We start from the raw sequence: 16,586 nt of genomic DNA on the forward strand, positions 1-16,586 counted from the left end.
AATACAATGACTGGAATGGCAACCGTGACGAAAATCGCTGGCGAAACCGTGGGCCAGGAGTTCTTAGTCTTCACCCTGGGAGATGAAGAGTACGGTATCGATATCCTGAAAGTGCAGGAAATTCGTGGCTACGATCAGGTAACGCGCATCGCTAACACGCCGGAATTTATCAAAGGTGTGACCAACCTGCGCGGCGTGATTGTGCCGATTATCGATCTGCGTGTGAAGTTTTCCCAGCCGGATGTGGATTACAACGAGAACACCGTGGTGATCGTGCTGAATCTGGAGCATCGCGTGGTGGGTATCGTGGTGGATGGTGTCTCTGACGTACTGTCGCTGACACAAGATCAAATCCGCCCGGCACCGGAATTCGCCGTGACCATGTCTACGGAGTATCTGACCGGCCTCGGCGCGTTGGGTGAGCGCATGTTGATTCTGGTGGATATCGAAAAGCTGCTGAGCAGCGAAGAGATGGCGCTGGTTGATACGCTGCGTAGCGTATAAGACCGGATCAATTAGCGGGTCGGCGCGTCCGGCCCGTTATCATTTCCCATAGAAATAATCCCTTATAAATCAACAACAATTTTGCAATTAATTCACCTTTTGCTCTCAATTTCATCAATACCACGCCGATAACCCCACTGCATTTTTTTCACTTTTCAGGGCAAGGTATGTTTACGAAAATCCGTGTTGTCACCAGCTTATTGCTGGTGTTGTTGATCTTTGGCTTTTTGCAGCTCGCGTCAGGCTCGCTGTTTTTTAAAGCATTGAGTGATGACAAAACCAGTTTCAATGTCGCGCAGTTGGCGAGCAAAAATACCGCAGCGATCAATGATGCGTATATGAGCCTCAACCAGAGCCGGGTACTGCTGACGCGCATTATGCTTCGCATGGCTAACAGCAAATTGTCGGGCGAAACCGCCGATCTCACCTCGCTGTATCAGCAAAGCAAAGGTTTTCAGGATAAAGCCGCAGATAATTACCAGCTGTTCAAAAACACGCCGGATACCCCAGGCCAGGATGTACAACTGAACAAACATCTGGATGAGACCTACGCCGCTTACGCCAGTGCGTTAAACCAGATGCAGGCTGCCTTGCAGGCCAACGAGATTGAGAAAGCCGGTCAACTTCCGGTGGCACCGTCCCAGAGTGCGTTTTTACTGGATTACACGCAGTGGCGTGCCGACCAGGATCGCCTGACTGAAGCCGGAGTGGCGGCCAACCTTACTGCTTACAAACGTATGATGTGGCTGCTTGGGCTGGTGATGGCGGTGGTGGTCGCGGTGATTGTGCTGTGCTGGTTTGGTCTGCGTAAGGTGCTGATCAACCCGCTGAACAGCAATATCCGTCATATTCAGCACATCGCGCAGGGTGACCTGACGCAAACCATCGCCATCGAAGGACGCAATGAAATGACCCAACTGGCGACCAACCTGCATGAGATGCAGCAGTCGCTGGTACGCACCGTCAGTAACGTGCGCGACGGCTCTGACGCCATCTTTACCGGTGCCAGCGAGATCTCTGCCGGAAACAATGATCTGTCGGCGCGCACGGAAGAACAGGCCGCCTCGCTGGAGCAGACCGCTGCCAGCATGGAACAGCTGACCGCCACGGTAAAACAGAACGCCGAGAATGCGCGCCAGGCGTCGCAGTTGGCGCTCAGCGCCTCGGAAACTGCGCAGAAAGGCGGCACGGTGGTGGATGGCGTGGTGCGGACCATGCAGGATATCGCCGGCAGTTCGAAGAAAATCGCTGATATTACCAGCGTGATCGACGGTATCGCCTTCCAGACCAATATCCTCGCGCTCAACGCCGCGGTGGAAGCGGCACGTGCCGGTGAGCAGGGGCGTGGTTTCGCGGTGGTGGCCGGTGAGGTGCGCAGCCTGGCACAGCGCAGCGCCCAGGCGGCGAAAGAGATCAAAGGTCTGATTGAAGACTCGGTGAATCGCGTCAATACCGGCTCTGAACTGGTGGGTACGGCGGGGGAAACCATGAGCGATATCGTCAATGCGGTCACCCGCGTGACGGACATCATGGGCGAAATTGCCTCGGCGTCAGACGAGCAGAGCCGCGGTATCGATCAGGTCGGTCAGGCGGTGACCGAGATGGACCGCGTGACGCAGCAGAACGCCTCGCTGGTGGAACAGTCAGCGGCGGCCGCAGCCTCGCTGGAAGAGCAGGCCAGTCGCTTAAGCCAGTCGGTATCGGTGTTTAATATCCCGCGTACCCAGGCGACAGGTGGGGTGACGCGTCATCCGCAGATTGCGCCAAAAGTGCTGGCTACGCCGCGCAAAGCGGTCACCGCCCCGGTCGGCGACAGCAACTGGGAAACGTTCTGATTCTTTTGCAGACGCATCCCGGTACGAAAAAAACATGCGCCAGATAAAGGCGCATTTTTTTTGTTGTTAATTTTTTTAGTTATAAAACTCTGCAATCAACATAAAAGACAGAGTTTTAATTTGTAAAGTCAGTTAAACACCCTCAGAAACTGAGCGGTACGGTCGATAACAGGGGAAGCCGAATCACTTTTTTGGAGAACCCATGTTAAAACGAATCAATGTAGTGACCAGCCTGATCGCCGTGCTGCTGGTCTTTGGTGCTTTGCAGTTAATTTCGGGCGGCCTGTTCTGGTCGGCCTTACAAAAAGATAAGGAGGCATTTGCGGTCGCACAGGTGTCTACCAACAATGTTGCGGCGATGAGTGATGCCTGGATTGAACTCAACCAAACCCGTACCGTGCTGAACCGGGCGATGTTACGTATGCAGGGCAGCATGGCGGCGCAAACCAATGGCGGCCAGTTGGCAGCACTGATTGCACAGACGGAAAAGCAGCTTAAAGCAGCCGATGGCTATTTCCAGCGTTACTACAATTTACCGGCCACACCGGGGTTCCCGGTTGAGCTGCGTGATCGCTTGGAAGCGGATTATGCCGCCTATAACAACGGTCTGAAGGCGATGCTGGCGCGGTTAAAAGCCGATGATCTGCAAGGTATGTTTGCGCAGAACATCGAGGCCAAACAGGTAGCAATGAAAGGGACGTATGAAACCTGGCGCACCAAACAGGGTGAACTGGCCGCCGCTGGGGTGGCACAGAATGAACGCGCTTTTACCACCATGATGTGGTTGTTGGGCACAATGGTGGCGGTGGTGATTGCGGTGATCGTCGGGTGCTGGTTTGGCCTGCGTAGTGTGTTGATTCAGCCGTTGCAACAGTTGCTGGCGCACATTCGCCATATTGCTGCGGGCGATTTGACCCAGACGATTCAGGTGGAAGGGCGTAACGAGATGAGCCAGCTGGCGGAAGGTCTGCTGGAGATGCAACAGGAGCTGGTGCGTACCGTCAGTAACGTGCGCGACGGCTCTGACGCCATCTTTACCGGTGCCAGCGAGATCTCTGCCGGAAACAATGATCTGTCGGCGCGCACGGAAGAACAGGCCGCTTCGCTGGAGCAGACCGCTGCCAGCATGGAACAGCTGACCGCCACGGTAAAACAGAACGCCGAGAATGCGCGCCAGGCGTCGCAGCTGGCGCTCAGTGCCTCGGAAACCGCGCAGAAGGGTGGCACGGTGGTGGATGGCGTGGTGCGGACCATGCAGGATATCGCCGGCAGTTCGAAGAAGATCGCCGATATTATCAGCGTGATCGACGGTATCGCCTTCCAGACCAATATCCTCGCGCTTAACGCCGCGGTGGAAGCAGCACGTGCCGGTGAGCAGGGGCGTGGTTTCGCGGTGGTGGCCGGTGAGGTGCGCAGCCTGGCACAGCGCAGCGCCCAGGCGGCGAAAGAGATTAAAGGTCTGATTGAAGACTCGGTGAATCGCGTCAATACCGGCTCTGAGCTGGTGGGCACCGCCGGAGAAACCATGAGTGATATTGTCAATGCGGTCACCCGCGTGACGGACATCATGGGCGAGATTGCCTCGGCGTCAGACGAGCAGAGCCGCGGTATCGATCAGGTTGGTCAGGCGGTGACCGAGATGGACCGCGTGACGCAGCAGAACGCCTCGCTGGTGGAACAGTCAGCGGCGGCCGCGGCCTCGCTGGAAGAGCAGGCCAGCCGCTTAAGCCAGTCGGTATCGGTGTTTAATATCCCGCGTGTGCAGGCAGCGGATGGGGTGACGCGCCATCCGCAGATTGCACCAAAAGTACTGGATACGCCGCGCAAAGCGCTGACCGCCCCGGTCAGCGACAGTAACTGGGAAACGTTCTAACCCCGCGCTGACTGACAGGCATATACGTAGCGGCGCGATTTATCGCGCGGATTTTTTCAACATCGTGCTCGGAATTGCGCGATAAATCGCGCCGCTACGAAATGTGCCACGGCAGCGCGCAGATATGGCACGCGTAGCTGGTCCAACCCCTTCTCTCCAACATAAAGATCACTCCCCCTACGCCGATAACAGAAGCGATCCGCCAACCAATGAGGTGTTTATGTTTAGTCGTATTCGTGTCGTTTCCGGCCTGCTGTGTGTGCTGGCACTGTTTGCCTTACTGCAGCTGTTTTCCGGAGGGATGTTTTTTCAAACGGTGAAAGCCGATAAGGACAATTTTGCCTATAACCAGCGCCTCAGCACGTTGCAGCGGGCGATGGGCACCTCATGGGTTTCGCTGGTTCAGGCGCGTAACACGCTGAACCGTGCCGGGATCCGCTATCTGCTGGACACCCAGCAGGCAGGCTCGGGCGCTACCGTGAAAGAGTTGGTGGCACTGGCCAGTGAGGAATTGAAAGTCGCTGACCAGGGCTTCGCCGAATTTAACGCCAACCTGTCGGAAAAGGGTAAAACGGCAGAAAACGTGCTGACGTTGCAGGCGAACTACAACGCTTATCACGGCGCGTTACAGGAACTGATCGATTTTCTGAACACCGGCAACTTCAAAGGATTTGTCGACCAGCCAACCCAAGGCTTCCAGGACAAATTTGCGAAGGATTATGACGCCTGGCTGGGCTACAACAAAATCCTCGCCCTGCGTGGCATTGATGACAACCTCGCCGCATATCACCAGTCGGTGTGGATGATTGTCGCCATGCTGCTGGTCACGCTGGTGCTGATTGCGCTGGTATGGAGCGGGATGCGTGCCGCGCTGATCCGTCCGTTGCAGCAGAGTATCGAACATATCCGTCATATTGCACGCGGTGATTTGACACAGCAGGTCGAGGTGAATGTCCGCAACGAGATGGGCGATCTGCTCAGCTCGCTGCAACATATGCAGCAGGAACTGGCGCGCACCGTCCGTACCGTGCGTGATGGCTCTGATGCCATTTATACCGGTGCCAGCGAAATTGCCATGGGCAACAATGACCTCTCCTCACGAACCGAGCAGCAGGCGGCATCACTGGAAGAGACCGCGGCCAGCATGGAGCAGTTGACGGCCACGGTGAAACAGAACGCCGAAAACGCCCGTCAGGCGTCGCAGCTGGCGCTGACCGCATCAGAAACCGCACAACAGGGCGGCAAAGTGGTGGATGGCGTCGTGACCACCATGAAAGAGATTGCCGGTAGCTCGAAGAAAATTGCCGATATCACCAGCGTGATTGATGGCATCGCCTTCCAGACCAACATCCTCGCGCTCAACGCCGCAGTGGAAGCGGCACGTGCCGGTGAACAGGGCCGTGGTTTTGCCGTGGTGGCCGGAGAAGTGCGCAGCCTGGCACAGCGCAGTGCCCAGGCGGCCAAAGAGATCAAAGGCTTGATCGAAGACTCGGTAAGCCGTGTCGATACCGGTTCCGTACTGGTAGAAAGCGCGGGTGAAACCATGACCAACATCGTCAATGCGGTCACGCGTGTCACCGACATCATGGGTGAAATCGCGTCGGCGTCGGACGAACAAAGTCGTGGAATCGACCAGGTTGGCCTGGCGGTTAACGAGATGGATCGCGTGACGCAGCAAAACGCCGCACTGGTGGAAGAGTCAGCCACCGCCGCCGCCGCGCTGGAAGATCAGGCCAGCCGACTGAAACAGTCCGTTGCCGTGTTCAATATTGGTAAAGAATTTGTCGCCCAGGCCGTTAACGTATCTACAGCGCCAAAATTATTGCGTCCGGCCGCGGCCAAAGCGCTGGCCCAACCGGCAGGCACCCGCGCTGACGATAACTGGGAAACCTTTTAAAACCCGAGGCCGTGGCAACACGGCCCCTGTACCTGGGTGAGCACTGGCAGCACAGTAGCAACCGCAGTAACCACAATTTAATCAGTTTGTTGCCGGGTGACCTGAGATGAAGAAATCAACGTTAATGGATCAAAATGAAGCGACCTCGTTGCTCACGCAGATGGTGCAGCGCCTGCCGCTTTCTGATGCGCACTTTCGCCGTATCAGCCAGCTGATCTATCAGCGTGCAGGCATCGTGCTGGCCGATCACAAACGCGAGATGGTGTACAACCGTCTGGTGCGACGCCTGCGCATGCTGAACATTGATGATTTTGGCCGTTATCTGGCGCTGTTGGAGCAAGACCCCAACAGCGCTGAGTGGCAGGCATTTATTAATGCTCTGACCACCAACCTGACCTCCTTTTTCCGTGAGGCGCACCATTTTCCCATCCTCGCTGACCATGCGCGCAAGCGCAGTGGTAGCTACAACGTGTGGTGTGCTGCCGCGTCAACCGGTGAGGAACCTTACTCAATTGCCATGACACTGGCGGAAACGTTGGGTGCCGGGCCGGGGAAGTTTCAGGTTCATGCCAGCGACATTGATACCCAGGTGCTGGAAAAAGCCGTTGCCGGGGTGTATCGCCAGGAGGAGCTGCGCACGTTGTCGCAATCCCAGTTGCAGCGATTTTTCCTGCGTGGCACGGGCCCACATGAAGGGATGGTGCGGGTACGTTCGGAGCTGTCCAGCCAGGTGAGTTATGCCCAGCTTAATTTGCTGGCGAATGACTGGTCGTTGCCCGGACCCTTTGATGCGATTTTCTGTCGCAACGTGATGATCTATTTCGATAAAGAGACGCAGGAGCAAATCCTGCGCCGTTTTGTTCCCCTGCTGAAGCCGGGTGGTGTGCTGTTTGCCGGGCATTCAGAGAACTTCAGCCAGATCAGTAAAGAGTTCTGGCTGCGTGGACAGACTGTCTATGGACTGACCAAGGAAAGACGATGAGCAAAATCACCGTGATGTGCGTGGATGACTCTGCGCTGATGCGGCAGTTGATGACCGAAATCATCAACAGCCATCCTGATATGGAGATGGTTGCTACGGCACCGGACCCGCTGGTGGCGCGTGACCTAATCAAGCAGTACAACCCGCAAGTGCTGACGCTGGATGTGGAAATGCCGCGCATGGACGGCCTCGATTTTCTCGAAAAGCTCATGCGTCTGCGCCCGATGCCGGTGGTAATGGTGTCATCGCTGACCGGGAAAGGATCGGAGATCACCCTGCGGGCGCTGGAGTTGGGGGCGGTGGATTTTGTCACCAAACCGCAGCTCGGTATCCGTGAAGGTATGCTGGCTTACAGCCAGATGATCGCCGATAAAATTCGCGCCGCCGCACGCGCAAAATTGCATGTCCGGGCAGCCACGGCGGTCCCGGCGACGTTGAAAGCGGTGCCGTTGCTGAGTAGTGAAAAGCTGATTGCGATTGGTTCATCCACCGGTGGCACGGAGGCGATCCGCCATGTGTTGCAGCCGCTGCCGGCGACCAGCCCGGCACTGCTGATCACCCAGCATATGCCACCAGGGTTTACCCGCTCATTTGCTGAGCGCCTGAATAAGCTGTGCCAGATCACCGTGAAAGAAGCGGAAGACGGCGAGCGTATTCTGCCCGGTCATGCGTACATTGCGCCTGGTGCGATGCATATGGAACTGGCACGAAGTGGTGCCAACTACGTGGTGAAAATTAACGACGCGCCGCCCGTCAATCGTCATAAGCCGTCGGTGGACGTGCTGTTCCGATCGGTGGCGGTGAACGCCGGACGAAATGCAGTGGGTGTCATTCTGACCGGGATGGGGAACGACGGCGCGGCCGGGATGCTGGAAATGCATCGCGCCGGTGCCTGGACCATCGCCCAGGATGAAGCCAGCTGCGTGGTATTTGGCATGCCGCGCGAGGCAATTGCACTCGGCGGTGCCAGCGAAGTGGTCGATTTGGGCCACATCAGCCAGCACATGCTGGCGAAAATTAGCGCCGGACAGGCATTGCGAATTTAACAGGCCCGTCCTGCCGGGCGAGACAACACAGGAGTAGATATGGCTGATAAAAATATGCGCTTTTTGGTGGTGGACGACTTCAATACGATGCGTCGTATCGTTCGCAACCTGTTAAAAGAGCTGGGATTCAATAACGTTGAAGAGGCAGAAGACGGTGCTGATGCATTGACGAAACTGCGCGCAGGCGGCTTTGACTTTGTGATTTCTGACTGGAACATGCCGAATATGGACGGTCTGGAACTGCTACAGACTATCCGTGCTGATGCCACGCTGGGCAAATTGCCGGTACTGATGGTCACCGCGGAAGCGAAGAAAGAGAACATTATCGCGGCGGCGCAGGCCGGTGCCAGCGGATATGTGGTGAAGCCGTTTACTGCGGCCACACTGGAAGAAAAATTGGGCAAGATCTTCGAAAAACTGGGTATGTAAGGAGATGTGATGAGCGACCTTCCGAAACCAACAGAAGAAGTCTCGGCACAGGATATCATTTCCCGCATTGGCTCACTGACGCGCATGCTGCGTGACAGCCTGCGTGAGCTGGGGCTGGATCAGGCGATTGCTGAAGCAGCGGAAGCGATTCCGGATGCACGAGACCGTCTGGATTATGTGGTGCAGATGACAGCGCAGGCTGCTGACCGTGCATTGAACTGCGTTGAAGCGGCGCAGCCGCACCAGGACAAAATGGAAGCCGGAGCGAACCAGCTGAAAGGCCGCTGGGATGCCTGGTTTGAAAACCCGATTGAGCTGGCGGATGCGCGCGAGTTGGTTTCGGATACGCGCGAATTCCTCACCGCCGTGCCCGAGCACACCGCATTTACCAATAAGCAGCTGCTGGAAATCATGATGGCGCAGGACTTCCAGGATCTGACCGGTCAGGTGATCAAGCGCATGATGGATGTGATCCAGGAAATTGAGCGCCAACTGTTGATGGTGCTGCTGGAAAACATGCCGGAAGTGAGTGCGGAGCAGCGTAAGCAAAGCACCAGCCTGCTGAATGGCCCGCAAATCCACTCGGATGCGCCGGGTGTGGTGGCAAACCAGGATCAGGTGGACGACCTGCTGGATAGTTTAGGGTTTTAATTAGTCGGATCGCCATCAATGGTGATCTGTGTTTCGTAGCGGCGCGATTTATCGCGCGGGTTTGACTCATGCGGCCAAAAAGCCTTGCGCGATAAATCGCGCCGCTACGATCACATTGCGCGACGCTGTGCGACGGCCAGTGGCGCGACCAGCACCTGCACCCCCAGGGCTTCAAACGCGGCAATTTGCGCCGGTGTGATACCGCTATCGGTAATCAGGTAGTGGATATGGCTCCAGTCACAGGGCAGGGCAAACATCGAAACCTTGTCAATCTTGCTGGAATCCGCCACCACATAGACGGTGCTGGCTGAGTTAATCATCGCCATCTTCACCTTAATGTCCGTCTCACTGGGAAAACTTAAACCCAGCCGGGGTGAGATACAGGCGGTGGCCAGAAATAGCTTTTCTGCCAGCACATTTTCAAAAAACGACGCCGCTTTTTCTCCCGATGTCGATAACGTCGGAAACTTAAAAGTGCCGCCGGTCAGTAAAATATTGATCCCCGGTTCACCGCCCAACTTCAACGCGATGTTTACCGCCGTGGTAATCACCGACAGCCGACGGATGTGCCCGATCGCCTCCGCAATCGCTGTGGTGGTGGTGCCGGAGTCGAAAATCACCGTATCACCGTTTTCCACGTAATGTGCCGCGAGACGACCAATCGCTTCTTTCTCTTCCAGATGCGTCTGACGTTCCAGCAGCAGTGCGCCGGTGTTTTGCTTGCCCGTCATCAGCGTGGCACCACCGTGGTAGCGCTGCACATGGCCGGCTTTCTGCAACATGCGCAGGTCGGTACGGATGGTCGCTTCGGTTAAGCCAAAGGTTTCTGTCAGCGCTTTTACGGTGACCGTGCCGTCTTCACGGATCATCTCCAGGATCTTGTCACGGCGCTGTTGCATATCGGCCAGCTGCTCAGTTTTGCTTTTCAATCGAAACGCTCCCTTTTTCCAATCACGGTCTGATCTCTGCGAAAAGAAACCCGAGCTGATTTTACTCTGCGCTTGCGGGATTTGCGAGGTGACTCGCACGCATATGTATTTTCGAACGAAAATGTAATTGCGTTATGAGATTGATTTCGCAGAAGGACAATAGCGCCTTTGTCCATGGTGCATTTTTATGTTTTTTATAAAAGTCATTAATATCAATGAAGTAAAAATTATTGCGGTGATTTGTATGAAATTTGATCTCACCCACAAACCGTTAACAAACGATAGCTTATATTTTTGTTCGAAAATGAGTGGCGTAAGCCAATACCCGACCAACCATAACCAGAGCCATCGACAAGCAACCAAGGAGAGTGAGGATGAGTGGGGAATATGATGTCAATCTGCGCTACGGCGTGAACACCGACCTGGATCTAACCGGCAAAGTGGCGGTGGTGACGGGCGGTCTCGGCGGTATCGCGATGGCCAGCAATGCCATGCTGCTGGAGAAAGGTGCCCGGCTGGCGCTGCTTTACCCTCCGTTCGAAAGTGACAAAGTTGCCAGCGTCAGTGCGCAATTTGATGCCGGGCGGGTGTTACTGGTCTGCTGTGATGTCACCGATCCCGCCTCGGTGGAAGAGGCGTTCTCCACTGTGGAACAGCATTACGGCCAGCTCGATATCCTGGTGAACTGCGCGGGCTACGTGATGTTGCAGCCGGTACTGGAAACGGATTTTGCCGAGTGGCAGAAGCAGATCGCCGTCAACCTCACCGGTCCTTTTCTCTGCTCGCAGGCTGCTGGTAAACGCATGGTGCGTGCGGGTAAGGGCGGCAAAATTATCAATATCGCCTCACAGGCGGCATCCATCGCCATTGATAACCATGTGGCTTACACCTCTGCCAAAGCCGGTCTGCTGGGGATGACCAAAGTGATGGCAAAAGAATTCGCGCCGTACCGCATCAACGTCAACACCCTGTCCCCGACGGTGGTGCTGACGCCGATGGGCGAAAAAGCCTGGCGTGGTGAGAAAGGGGAAAAAATGAAAACCCTGATCCCACTGGGTCGTTTTGCCTATACCGACGAAATCGCGGCGGCCGTGCTGTTTTTCGCCAGCAACGCCAGCGACATGATCACCGGTGCCGATCTGATGATCGACGGTGGTTTCACCATTTGGTAACTCCGCGCCTGCACCAGAGAAGGCGACACCCTGCAAACGTAATAATTACAAAGAGAGACATCATCATGAAAACCCGTACCCTGCTGTTTACTGCTCTTGCCAGCTGTCTGGTTTCGCAAGCCAGCCTCGCGGCGGATAAAGGCACCATCATGATTCTGGTGAATTCACTGGATAACCCTTATTACGCATCTGAAGCCAAAGGGGCCAACCTCAAAGCCCAGGCACTGGGTTACAAAACCTCGGTGCTGTCGCATGGCGAAGATGTGAAAAAACAGAGTGAGTTGATCGACGCCGCAATCGGCAAGAAAGTGCAGGGTATTGTGTTGGATAACGCCGACTCGACCGCCAGTGTCGCGGCGATTAAAAAAGCCAAGGACGCCGGTATTCCGGTGGTGCTGATCAACCGTGAAATCCCGGTCGATGATGTGGCGCTGGTGCAGATTACGCACAACAACTTCCAGGCGGGTTCTGATGTCGCCAACGTGTTTGTCGAGAAGATGGGAGAGAAAGGGAAATATGCCGAACTGACCTGCAACCTGGCGGATAACAACTGCGTCACGCGCTCCAAATCCTTCCATCAGGTGCTTGATCAATACCCGGATATGCAAAGCGTGGCACGTCAGGATGCCAAAGGAACCCTGATTGATGGCAAACGCATTATGGACAGCATTTTACAGGCGCACCCGGATGTGAAAGGGGTGATCTGCGGCAACGGTCCGGTGGCGCTGGGGGCGATTGCCGCATTGAAAGCGGCGGGGCGTAACGATGTCATCGTGGTGGGCATCGATGGCAGTAACGATGAGCGTGATGCCGTTGAGGCGGGTTCACTGAAAGCCACCGTGATGTTACAGGCGCAGGCGATTGCGGCGGAAGGCGTAACGGATCTCGATAACTATATCCAGAAAGGGACTAAACCCGAGAAGCAGCGTGTGATGTTCCGCGGCATTCTGATCACCCCGGACAATGCGAAAAACGTGCAGGATTTTAATTACAAATCTTAATTACGTACAGGTGCGCCCGCGTGCCGGGCGCCAGGGAGAATGTGATGTACAGACGACTCTGGCTACTGCTTCCTGTCGTGATCCTCAGCGGTTGCCGCATTGTGTCGCAGCAGGAGCTGGCCGACCTGAAAAATCCCCCCAATCCACAGATGGCGAACATCGCCCTGACGTGGCAGCAGAAGCTGGTGCCACAGGTAGCGCATGAGGCGAAGCCCCTCGCGCAATTGATGAAAGAACTGCAGTCGGCGAAGGATTTTGACACCGCTTGCAAAACCTACGGTTATCGCAGCCAGGAAGAGAATCCCTGTGTATTCAGCGTCAGCGTCCAGGGGGATGTCACGGCGGTGAACACCACGTCGCGCAGCGGAAAAATGACGGTGAAAGACAGCTCCGGTGAAGAGGTGACGATACAGATGGGGCCGATTATTCGCGGCACCGCCTTGCGGGATGTGTATAAAGGCGCCAGCTATCAGGATTTCAACGATCAGGTGTTGTTTGGCGACTATGGCCGCGCTATCAACCAGCAGGCTTCGAACATGATGCAAGGATTCAAACCGCAGGTGGGCGATAAAGTGGCGCTGGCTGGCGTGTTCAGCAGTTGGGATATTCCACAACAGGCACCGGATATCACGCCGGCGCAAATCACCCGACAATAGGAGATGACGATGCAAAATCTTCAGCCTGCCGAACAGTCGGATGTGATTATCGAAACCCGCAATGTCTCGCGTATCTACCCGGGCGTCACCGCCCTCGACCAGGTCAATTATCGCGTCTGGCGCAACAAGGTTAACGTGTTAATTGGTGAAAACGGGGCCGGTAAATCCACCATGATGAAAATGCTGGCGGGGGTGGAAACGCCGTCCTCCGGCGAGATCCTGCTGGACGGTCAACCGGTGTCGTTGCACTCCACCCATCAGGCCGAGCAGCACGGTATCAGCATTATTTTCCAGGAACTGAACCTGTTCCCGAATATGAATGTGATGGACAACATCTTTATCGCGAACGAATTTTTCCAGCGCGGAGTGATCAACGAAAAATATCAATACGCGCTGGCGAAATCCCTGCTGGAACGGCTGGAGCTGGATGTGGACCCCTATGCCCCATTGGGTGAACTGGGCATCGGCCATCAGCAACTGGTAGAGATTGCGCGGGCGCTGTCAAAAGATACGCGAGTGCTGATCATGGATGAACCGACCAGCGCGCTCAGCCAGTCGGAAGTTAAGGTGTTGTTCAACGTGATTGAACAACTGAAGCGGCGTGGCGTGACCATCATCTATATCTCCCATCGGCTGGAGGAGTTGATGGAGATTGGCGACCATATCACCATTTTCCGCGACGGGCGTTTTATCAGCGAGCGTGAAGTCCGGGATGCCTCAATCCCGTGGATCATCGAGCAGATGGTGGGGGACAAGAAAAAGCATTTTGATTACCAGCCCGCTGCGCAGGGTGACACGGTCATGCAGGTCAACGGTTTGACGGCGTTGCATCAAAACGGCGGTTACAAACTCAATGACGTCTCTTTTTCGTTACGCAAAGGCGAGGTGATCGGCATCTATGGTCTGCTGGGGGCCGGGCGTACTGAATTGTTTAAGGGGCTGATAGGCATGATGCCGTGCCAGTCGGGTAGCGTCAGCCTGAACGGTGAAAACCTCGATCGACACAACTTTCAGCAGCGCCTGAAAAAAGGCATCACCCTGGTGCCGGAAGATCGCCAGACCGAAGGCGTGGTGCAGTTGATGTCGATCACCGCCAACATGACGCTGACCGAACTGAGCCTGCGCGGTTTTCGTCGTGCGCTGCGCCTGCTCAACCCACAAAAGGAACAGCGTCGGGTTGACGAAATGATTGGCCATCTGGCGATCAAAGTCAGCGATCCTGAACTGCCCATCACCTCACTCAGCGGCGGCAACCAGCAGAAAGTGGTACTGGGTAAAGCGCTGATGACGGGGCCGCAGGTGGTGCTGCTGGATGAACCGACGCGTGGTATTGACGTCGGGGCAAAAACCGATGTGTACCACCTGATTGGCAACCTGGCACAGCAAGGGCTGGCGGTGATGTTCTCTTCTTCTGAACTGGATGAAGTGATGGCGCTGGCAGACCGCATTCTGGTGATGGCCGATGGCCGTATCACCGCCGATCTGTCACGACGTGAAGCGACCAGGGAAGCCCTGATCAGCGCTTCAACACCGCATGACTGAGCCTTCCGGAGAGAATCATGAATAAAAAATATCTGCTTTATATGTACTTGCTGAAGGCGCGCACCTTTATTGCCTTATTGATCGTCATTGGCTTTTTCAGCCTGATGGTGCCGAATTTTCTGACCACCTCCAACCTGCTGATCATGACGCAGCATGTGGCGATTACCGGTTTACTGGCTATCGGTATGACGCTGGTGATCCTGACCGGCGGTATCGATCTGTCGGTCGGGGCGGTGGCCGGGATTTGCGGCATGGTGGCCGGTGCGCTGCTCACCAACGGCTTACCGTTGTGGGGCGGTAACGTGATGTTCTTCAACGTGCCGGAAGTGATTTTGCTGGTGGCGCTGTTTGGCGTGTTGCTGGGCCTGATTAATGGCGCGGTGGTCACCCGGCTGGGGGTGGCCCCTTTTATCTGTACCCTCGGCATGATGTATGTCGCGCGCGGTTCAGCATTGCTGTTCAACGACGGTAGCACCTACGCCAACCTGGTGGGGATGCCCGAGTTAGGCAATACCGGTTTTGCCTTGCTGGGTTCCGGTACGGTGCTGGGCATCTATATCCCCATCTGGCTGATGGTGGGCTTCCTGCTGCTCGGCCTCTATCTGACGCGCAAAACGCCCCTCGGGCGCTATATCTATGCCACCGGTGGCAACGAATCGGCGGCACGTCTGGCGGGCGTCCCGATCATTAAAGTGAAGGTGTTTGTGTATGCCTTCTCCGGCCTGTGCGCGGCGCTGGTGGGATTGGTGGTGGCATCGCAGCTACAAACCGCGCATCCGATGACCGGCAACATGTTTGAGATGGACGCCATCGGTGCCACGGTATTAGGCGGTACAGCGCTGGCAGGCGGACGTGGTCGGGTATCTGGCTCGATTATCGGGGCGTTTGTCATCGTGTTTCTGGCCGATGGCATGGTGATGATGGGGGTCAGTGATTTCTGGCAAATGGTGATTAAAGGTCTGGTGATTGTGACCGCGGTGGTGATCGATCAGTTCCAGCAAAAATTACAAAGCAAGGTGGTGCTGCTGCGCAGGCATGAAAAAAAGCAGCAATCAGCCGCCCTGTCTGAAGTGAGTCACGGATAACAGGAGGCAATATGACGCGTGATTTTAGTGGAAAGACGGTGGTGATTACCGGTGCCTGTCGTGGCATCGGCGCGGGTATCGCCGCGCGTTTCGCACGGGACGGCGCACGGCTGGTGATGGTGTCGAATGCAGAACGGGTGTTTGCAACCGCCAACGTGTTAACACAGCAATATGGCAGCGAGATCCTTGCCCTCCAGGTGGATGTCACCAACGAGTCGGAAGTGCAGCAGCTTTATCAGCAGGCGGCGGAACGTTTTGGCAGCATTGATGTGTCGATTCAGAATGCCGGGGTGATCACCATTGATCGCTTCGACACCATGCCGAAAAGTGATTTTGACAAGATTCTGGCGGTGAATACCACCGGGGTCTGGCTGTGCTGTCGTGAAGCGGCAAAATATATGGTGAAGCAAGGCGGGGGGAGTTTGATCAACACCTCATCGGGACAGGGACGGCAGGGGTTTATCTATACCCCGCATTATGCCGCCAGCAAGATGGGGGTGATTGGCATCACGCAAAGCCTGGCGCTGGAACTGGCACCCTGGCATATCACCGTCAACGCCTTTTGCCCTGGCATCATCGAAAGCGAAATGTGGGATTACAATGACCGGGTGTGGGGCGAAATCCTTAGTAGCGACAAGAAACAGTATGGCAAGGGCGAATTGATGGCGGAATGGGTGGAGAATATTCCGTTGAAACGCGCCGGACAACCTGAGGATGTCGCCGGGCTGGTGGCGTTTCTGGCATCCGATGATGCCCGTTATATCACCGGTCAAACCATCAACGTGGATGGCGGTCTGATTTTTTCGTGAATGCTGTGGCAGTAGCGTCGCGCAGGTTGTGCACATTGGCAACCTGCGCGTCAGATACGACGCAAGCGTAATCAGACAGCATGAGGCTGCGAAAAGTCAGGAATATGTTAAGGTAAAAAGATGTGATTTTGTGAGAGACCTCTAATTTTTACCTGAGCTGAAACCTGATTTTGCC

Annotated in this window: 15 protein-coding genes; 14 read left to right on the top strand and 1 reads right to left on the bottom strand. The window is 55.6% G+C overall.

The annotated features are described in order from the left end of the window. The first annotated feature begins 6 nt into the window (after positions 1 to 6). From cheW to cheZ, 8 genes are all read left to right on the top strand, one after another. Entirely contained in the window at positions 7 to 504 is a 498-nt protein-coding gene (gene cheW, locus PAT9B_RS08135) for a chemotaxis protein CheW (RefSeq protein WP_013508781.1), read from the top strand. Between the two features lie 167 nt (positions 505 to 671). Further along, positions 672 to 2,339 carry a methyl-accepting chemotaxis protein gene (locus tag PAT9B_RS08140; protein ID WP_013508782.1) on the top strand — a complete coding sequence of 556 codons (1,668 nt, stop codon included), beginning with the start codon at positions 672 to 674 and terminating at the stop codon, positions 2,337 to 2,339. Between the two features lie 202 nt (positions 2,340 to 2,541). Beyond that, positions 2,542 to 4,212: a methyl-accepting chemotaxis protein gene (locus tag PAT9B_RS08145; RefSeq protein ID WP_013508783.1), complete on the top strand. Its 1,671-nt coding sequence runs from the start codon at positions 2,542 to 2,544 to the stop codon at positions 4,210 to 4,212. Positions 4,213 to 4,432: 220 nt separating this feature from the next. Continuing rightward, entirely contained in the window at positions 4,433 to 6,109 is a 1,677-nt protein-coding gene (locus PAT9B_RS08150) for a methyl-accepting chemotaxis protein (RefSeq protein WP_013508784.1), read from the top strand. A 106-nt stretch (positions 6,110 to 6,215) separates the two neighbouring features. Further along, positions 6,216 to 7,091: a protein-glutamate O-methyltransferase CheR gene (gene cheR / locus PAT9B_RS08155; RefSeq protein ID WP_013508785.1), complete on the top strand. Its 876-nt coding sequence runs from the start codon at positions 6,216 to 6,218 to the stop codon at positions 7,089 to 7,091. Next, entirely contained in the window at positions 7,088 to 8,137 is a 1,050-nt protein-coding gene (locus tag PAT9B_RS08160; protein ID WP_013508786.1) for a chemotaxis response regulator protein-glutamate methylesterase, read from the top strand. Before cheR ends, PAT9B_RS08160 begins: the two co-directional genes overlap by 4 nt. Positions 8,138 to 8,176: 39 nt before the next feature. Continuing rightward, complete coding sequence (cheY, locus tag PAT9B_RS08165) at positions 8,177 to 8,566, top strand: chemotaxis response regulator CheY (RefSeq protein ID WP_013508787.1); 390 nt, start codon at positions 8,177 to 8,179, stop codon at positions 8,564 to 8,566. A gap of 9 nt (positions 8,567 to 8,575) precedes the next feature. Beyond that, on the top strand, positions 8,576 to 9,217 hold the full coding sequence (gene cheZ, locus PAT9B_RS08170) for a protein phosphatase CheZ (protein ID WP_013508788.1): 642 nt from the start codon (positions 8,576 to 8,578) through the stop codon (positions 9,215 to 9,217). Between the two features lie 110 nt (positions 9,218 to 9,327). Here cheZ and PAT9B_RS08175 read toward each other — a convergent pair whose 3' ends face one another. Then, a complete protein-coding gene (locus tag PAT9B_RS08175; protein ID WP_013508789.1) occupies positions 9,328 to 10,146 on the bottom strand; it encodes a DeoR/GlpR family DNA-binding transcription regulator in 819 nt (272 codons plus the stop codon). Positions 10,147 to 10,520: 374 nt separating this feature from the next. On the opposite strand from PAT9B_RS08175, the gene PAT9B_RS08185 reads away from it, so the two are divergent. The 6 genes from PAT9B_RS08185 to PAT9B_RS08210 all read left to right on the top strand — a co-directional run bounded on the left by PAT9B_RS08185 (position 10,521) and on the right by PAT9B_RS08210 (position 16,411). Then, a complete protein-coding gene (locus PAT9B_RS08185; protein WP_013508790.1) occupies positions 10,521 to 11,318 on the top strand; it encodes a GolD/DthD family dehydrogenase in 798 nt (265 codons plus the stop codon). Between the two features lie 65 nt (positions 11,319 to 11,383). After that, positions 11,384 to 12,319: a D-ribose ABC transporter substrate-binding protein gene (locus PAT9B_RS08190; protein WP_013508791.1), complete on the top strand. Its 936-nt coding sequence runs from the start codon at positions 11,384 to 11,386 to the stop codon at positions 12,317 to 12,319. Between the two features lie 44 nt (positions 12,320 to 12,363). Further along, positions 12,364 to 12,975: a DUF2291 family protein gene (locus tag PAT9B_RS08195; RefSeq protein WP_013508792.1), complete on the top strand. Its 612-nt coding sequence runs from the start codon at positions 12,364 to 12,366 to the stop codon at positions 12,973 to 12,975. A 9-nt stretch (positions 12,976 to 12,984) separates the two neighbouring features. Then, positions 12,985 to 14,517, top strand: a complete 1,533-nt coding sequence (locus PAT9B_RS08200; RefSeq protein ID WP_013508793.1) for a sugar ABC transporter ATP-binding protein — start codon at positions 12,985 to 12,987, stop codon at positions 14,515 to 14,517. A 17-nt stretch (positions 14,518 to 14,534) separates the two neighbouring features. Then, positions 14,535 to 15,602, top strand: a complete 1,068-nt coding sequence (locus tag PAT9B_RS08205; RefSeq protein ID WP_013508794.1) for an ABC transporter permease — start codon at positions 14,535 to 14,537, stop codon at positions 15,600 to 15,602. An 11-nt stretch (positions 15,603 to 15,613) separates the two neighbouring features. Next, positions 15,614 to 16,411: a glucose 1-dehydrogenase gene (locus tag PAT9B_RS08210; RefSeq protein WP_013508795.1), complete on the top strand. Its 798-nt coding sequence runs from the start codon at positions 15,614 to 15,616 to the stop codon at positions 16,409 to 16,411. Positions 16,412 to 16,586 lie beyond the last annotated feature (175 nt).

This window comes from Pantoea sp. At-9b, assembly GCF_000175935.2.
GTDB lineage: Bacteria > Pseudomonadota > Gammaproteobacteria > Enterobacterales > Enterobacteriaceae > Pantoea.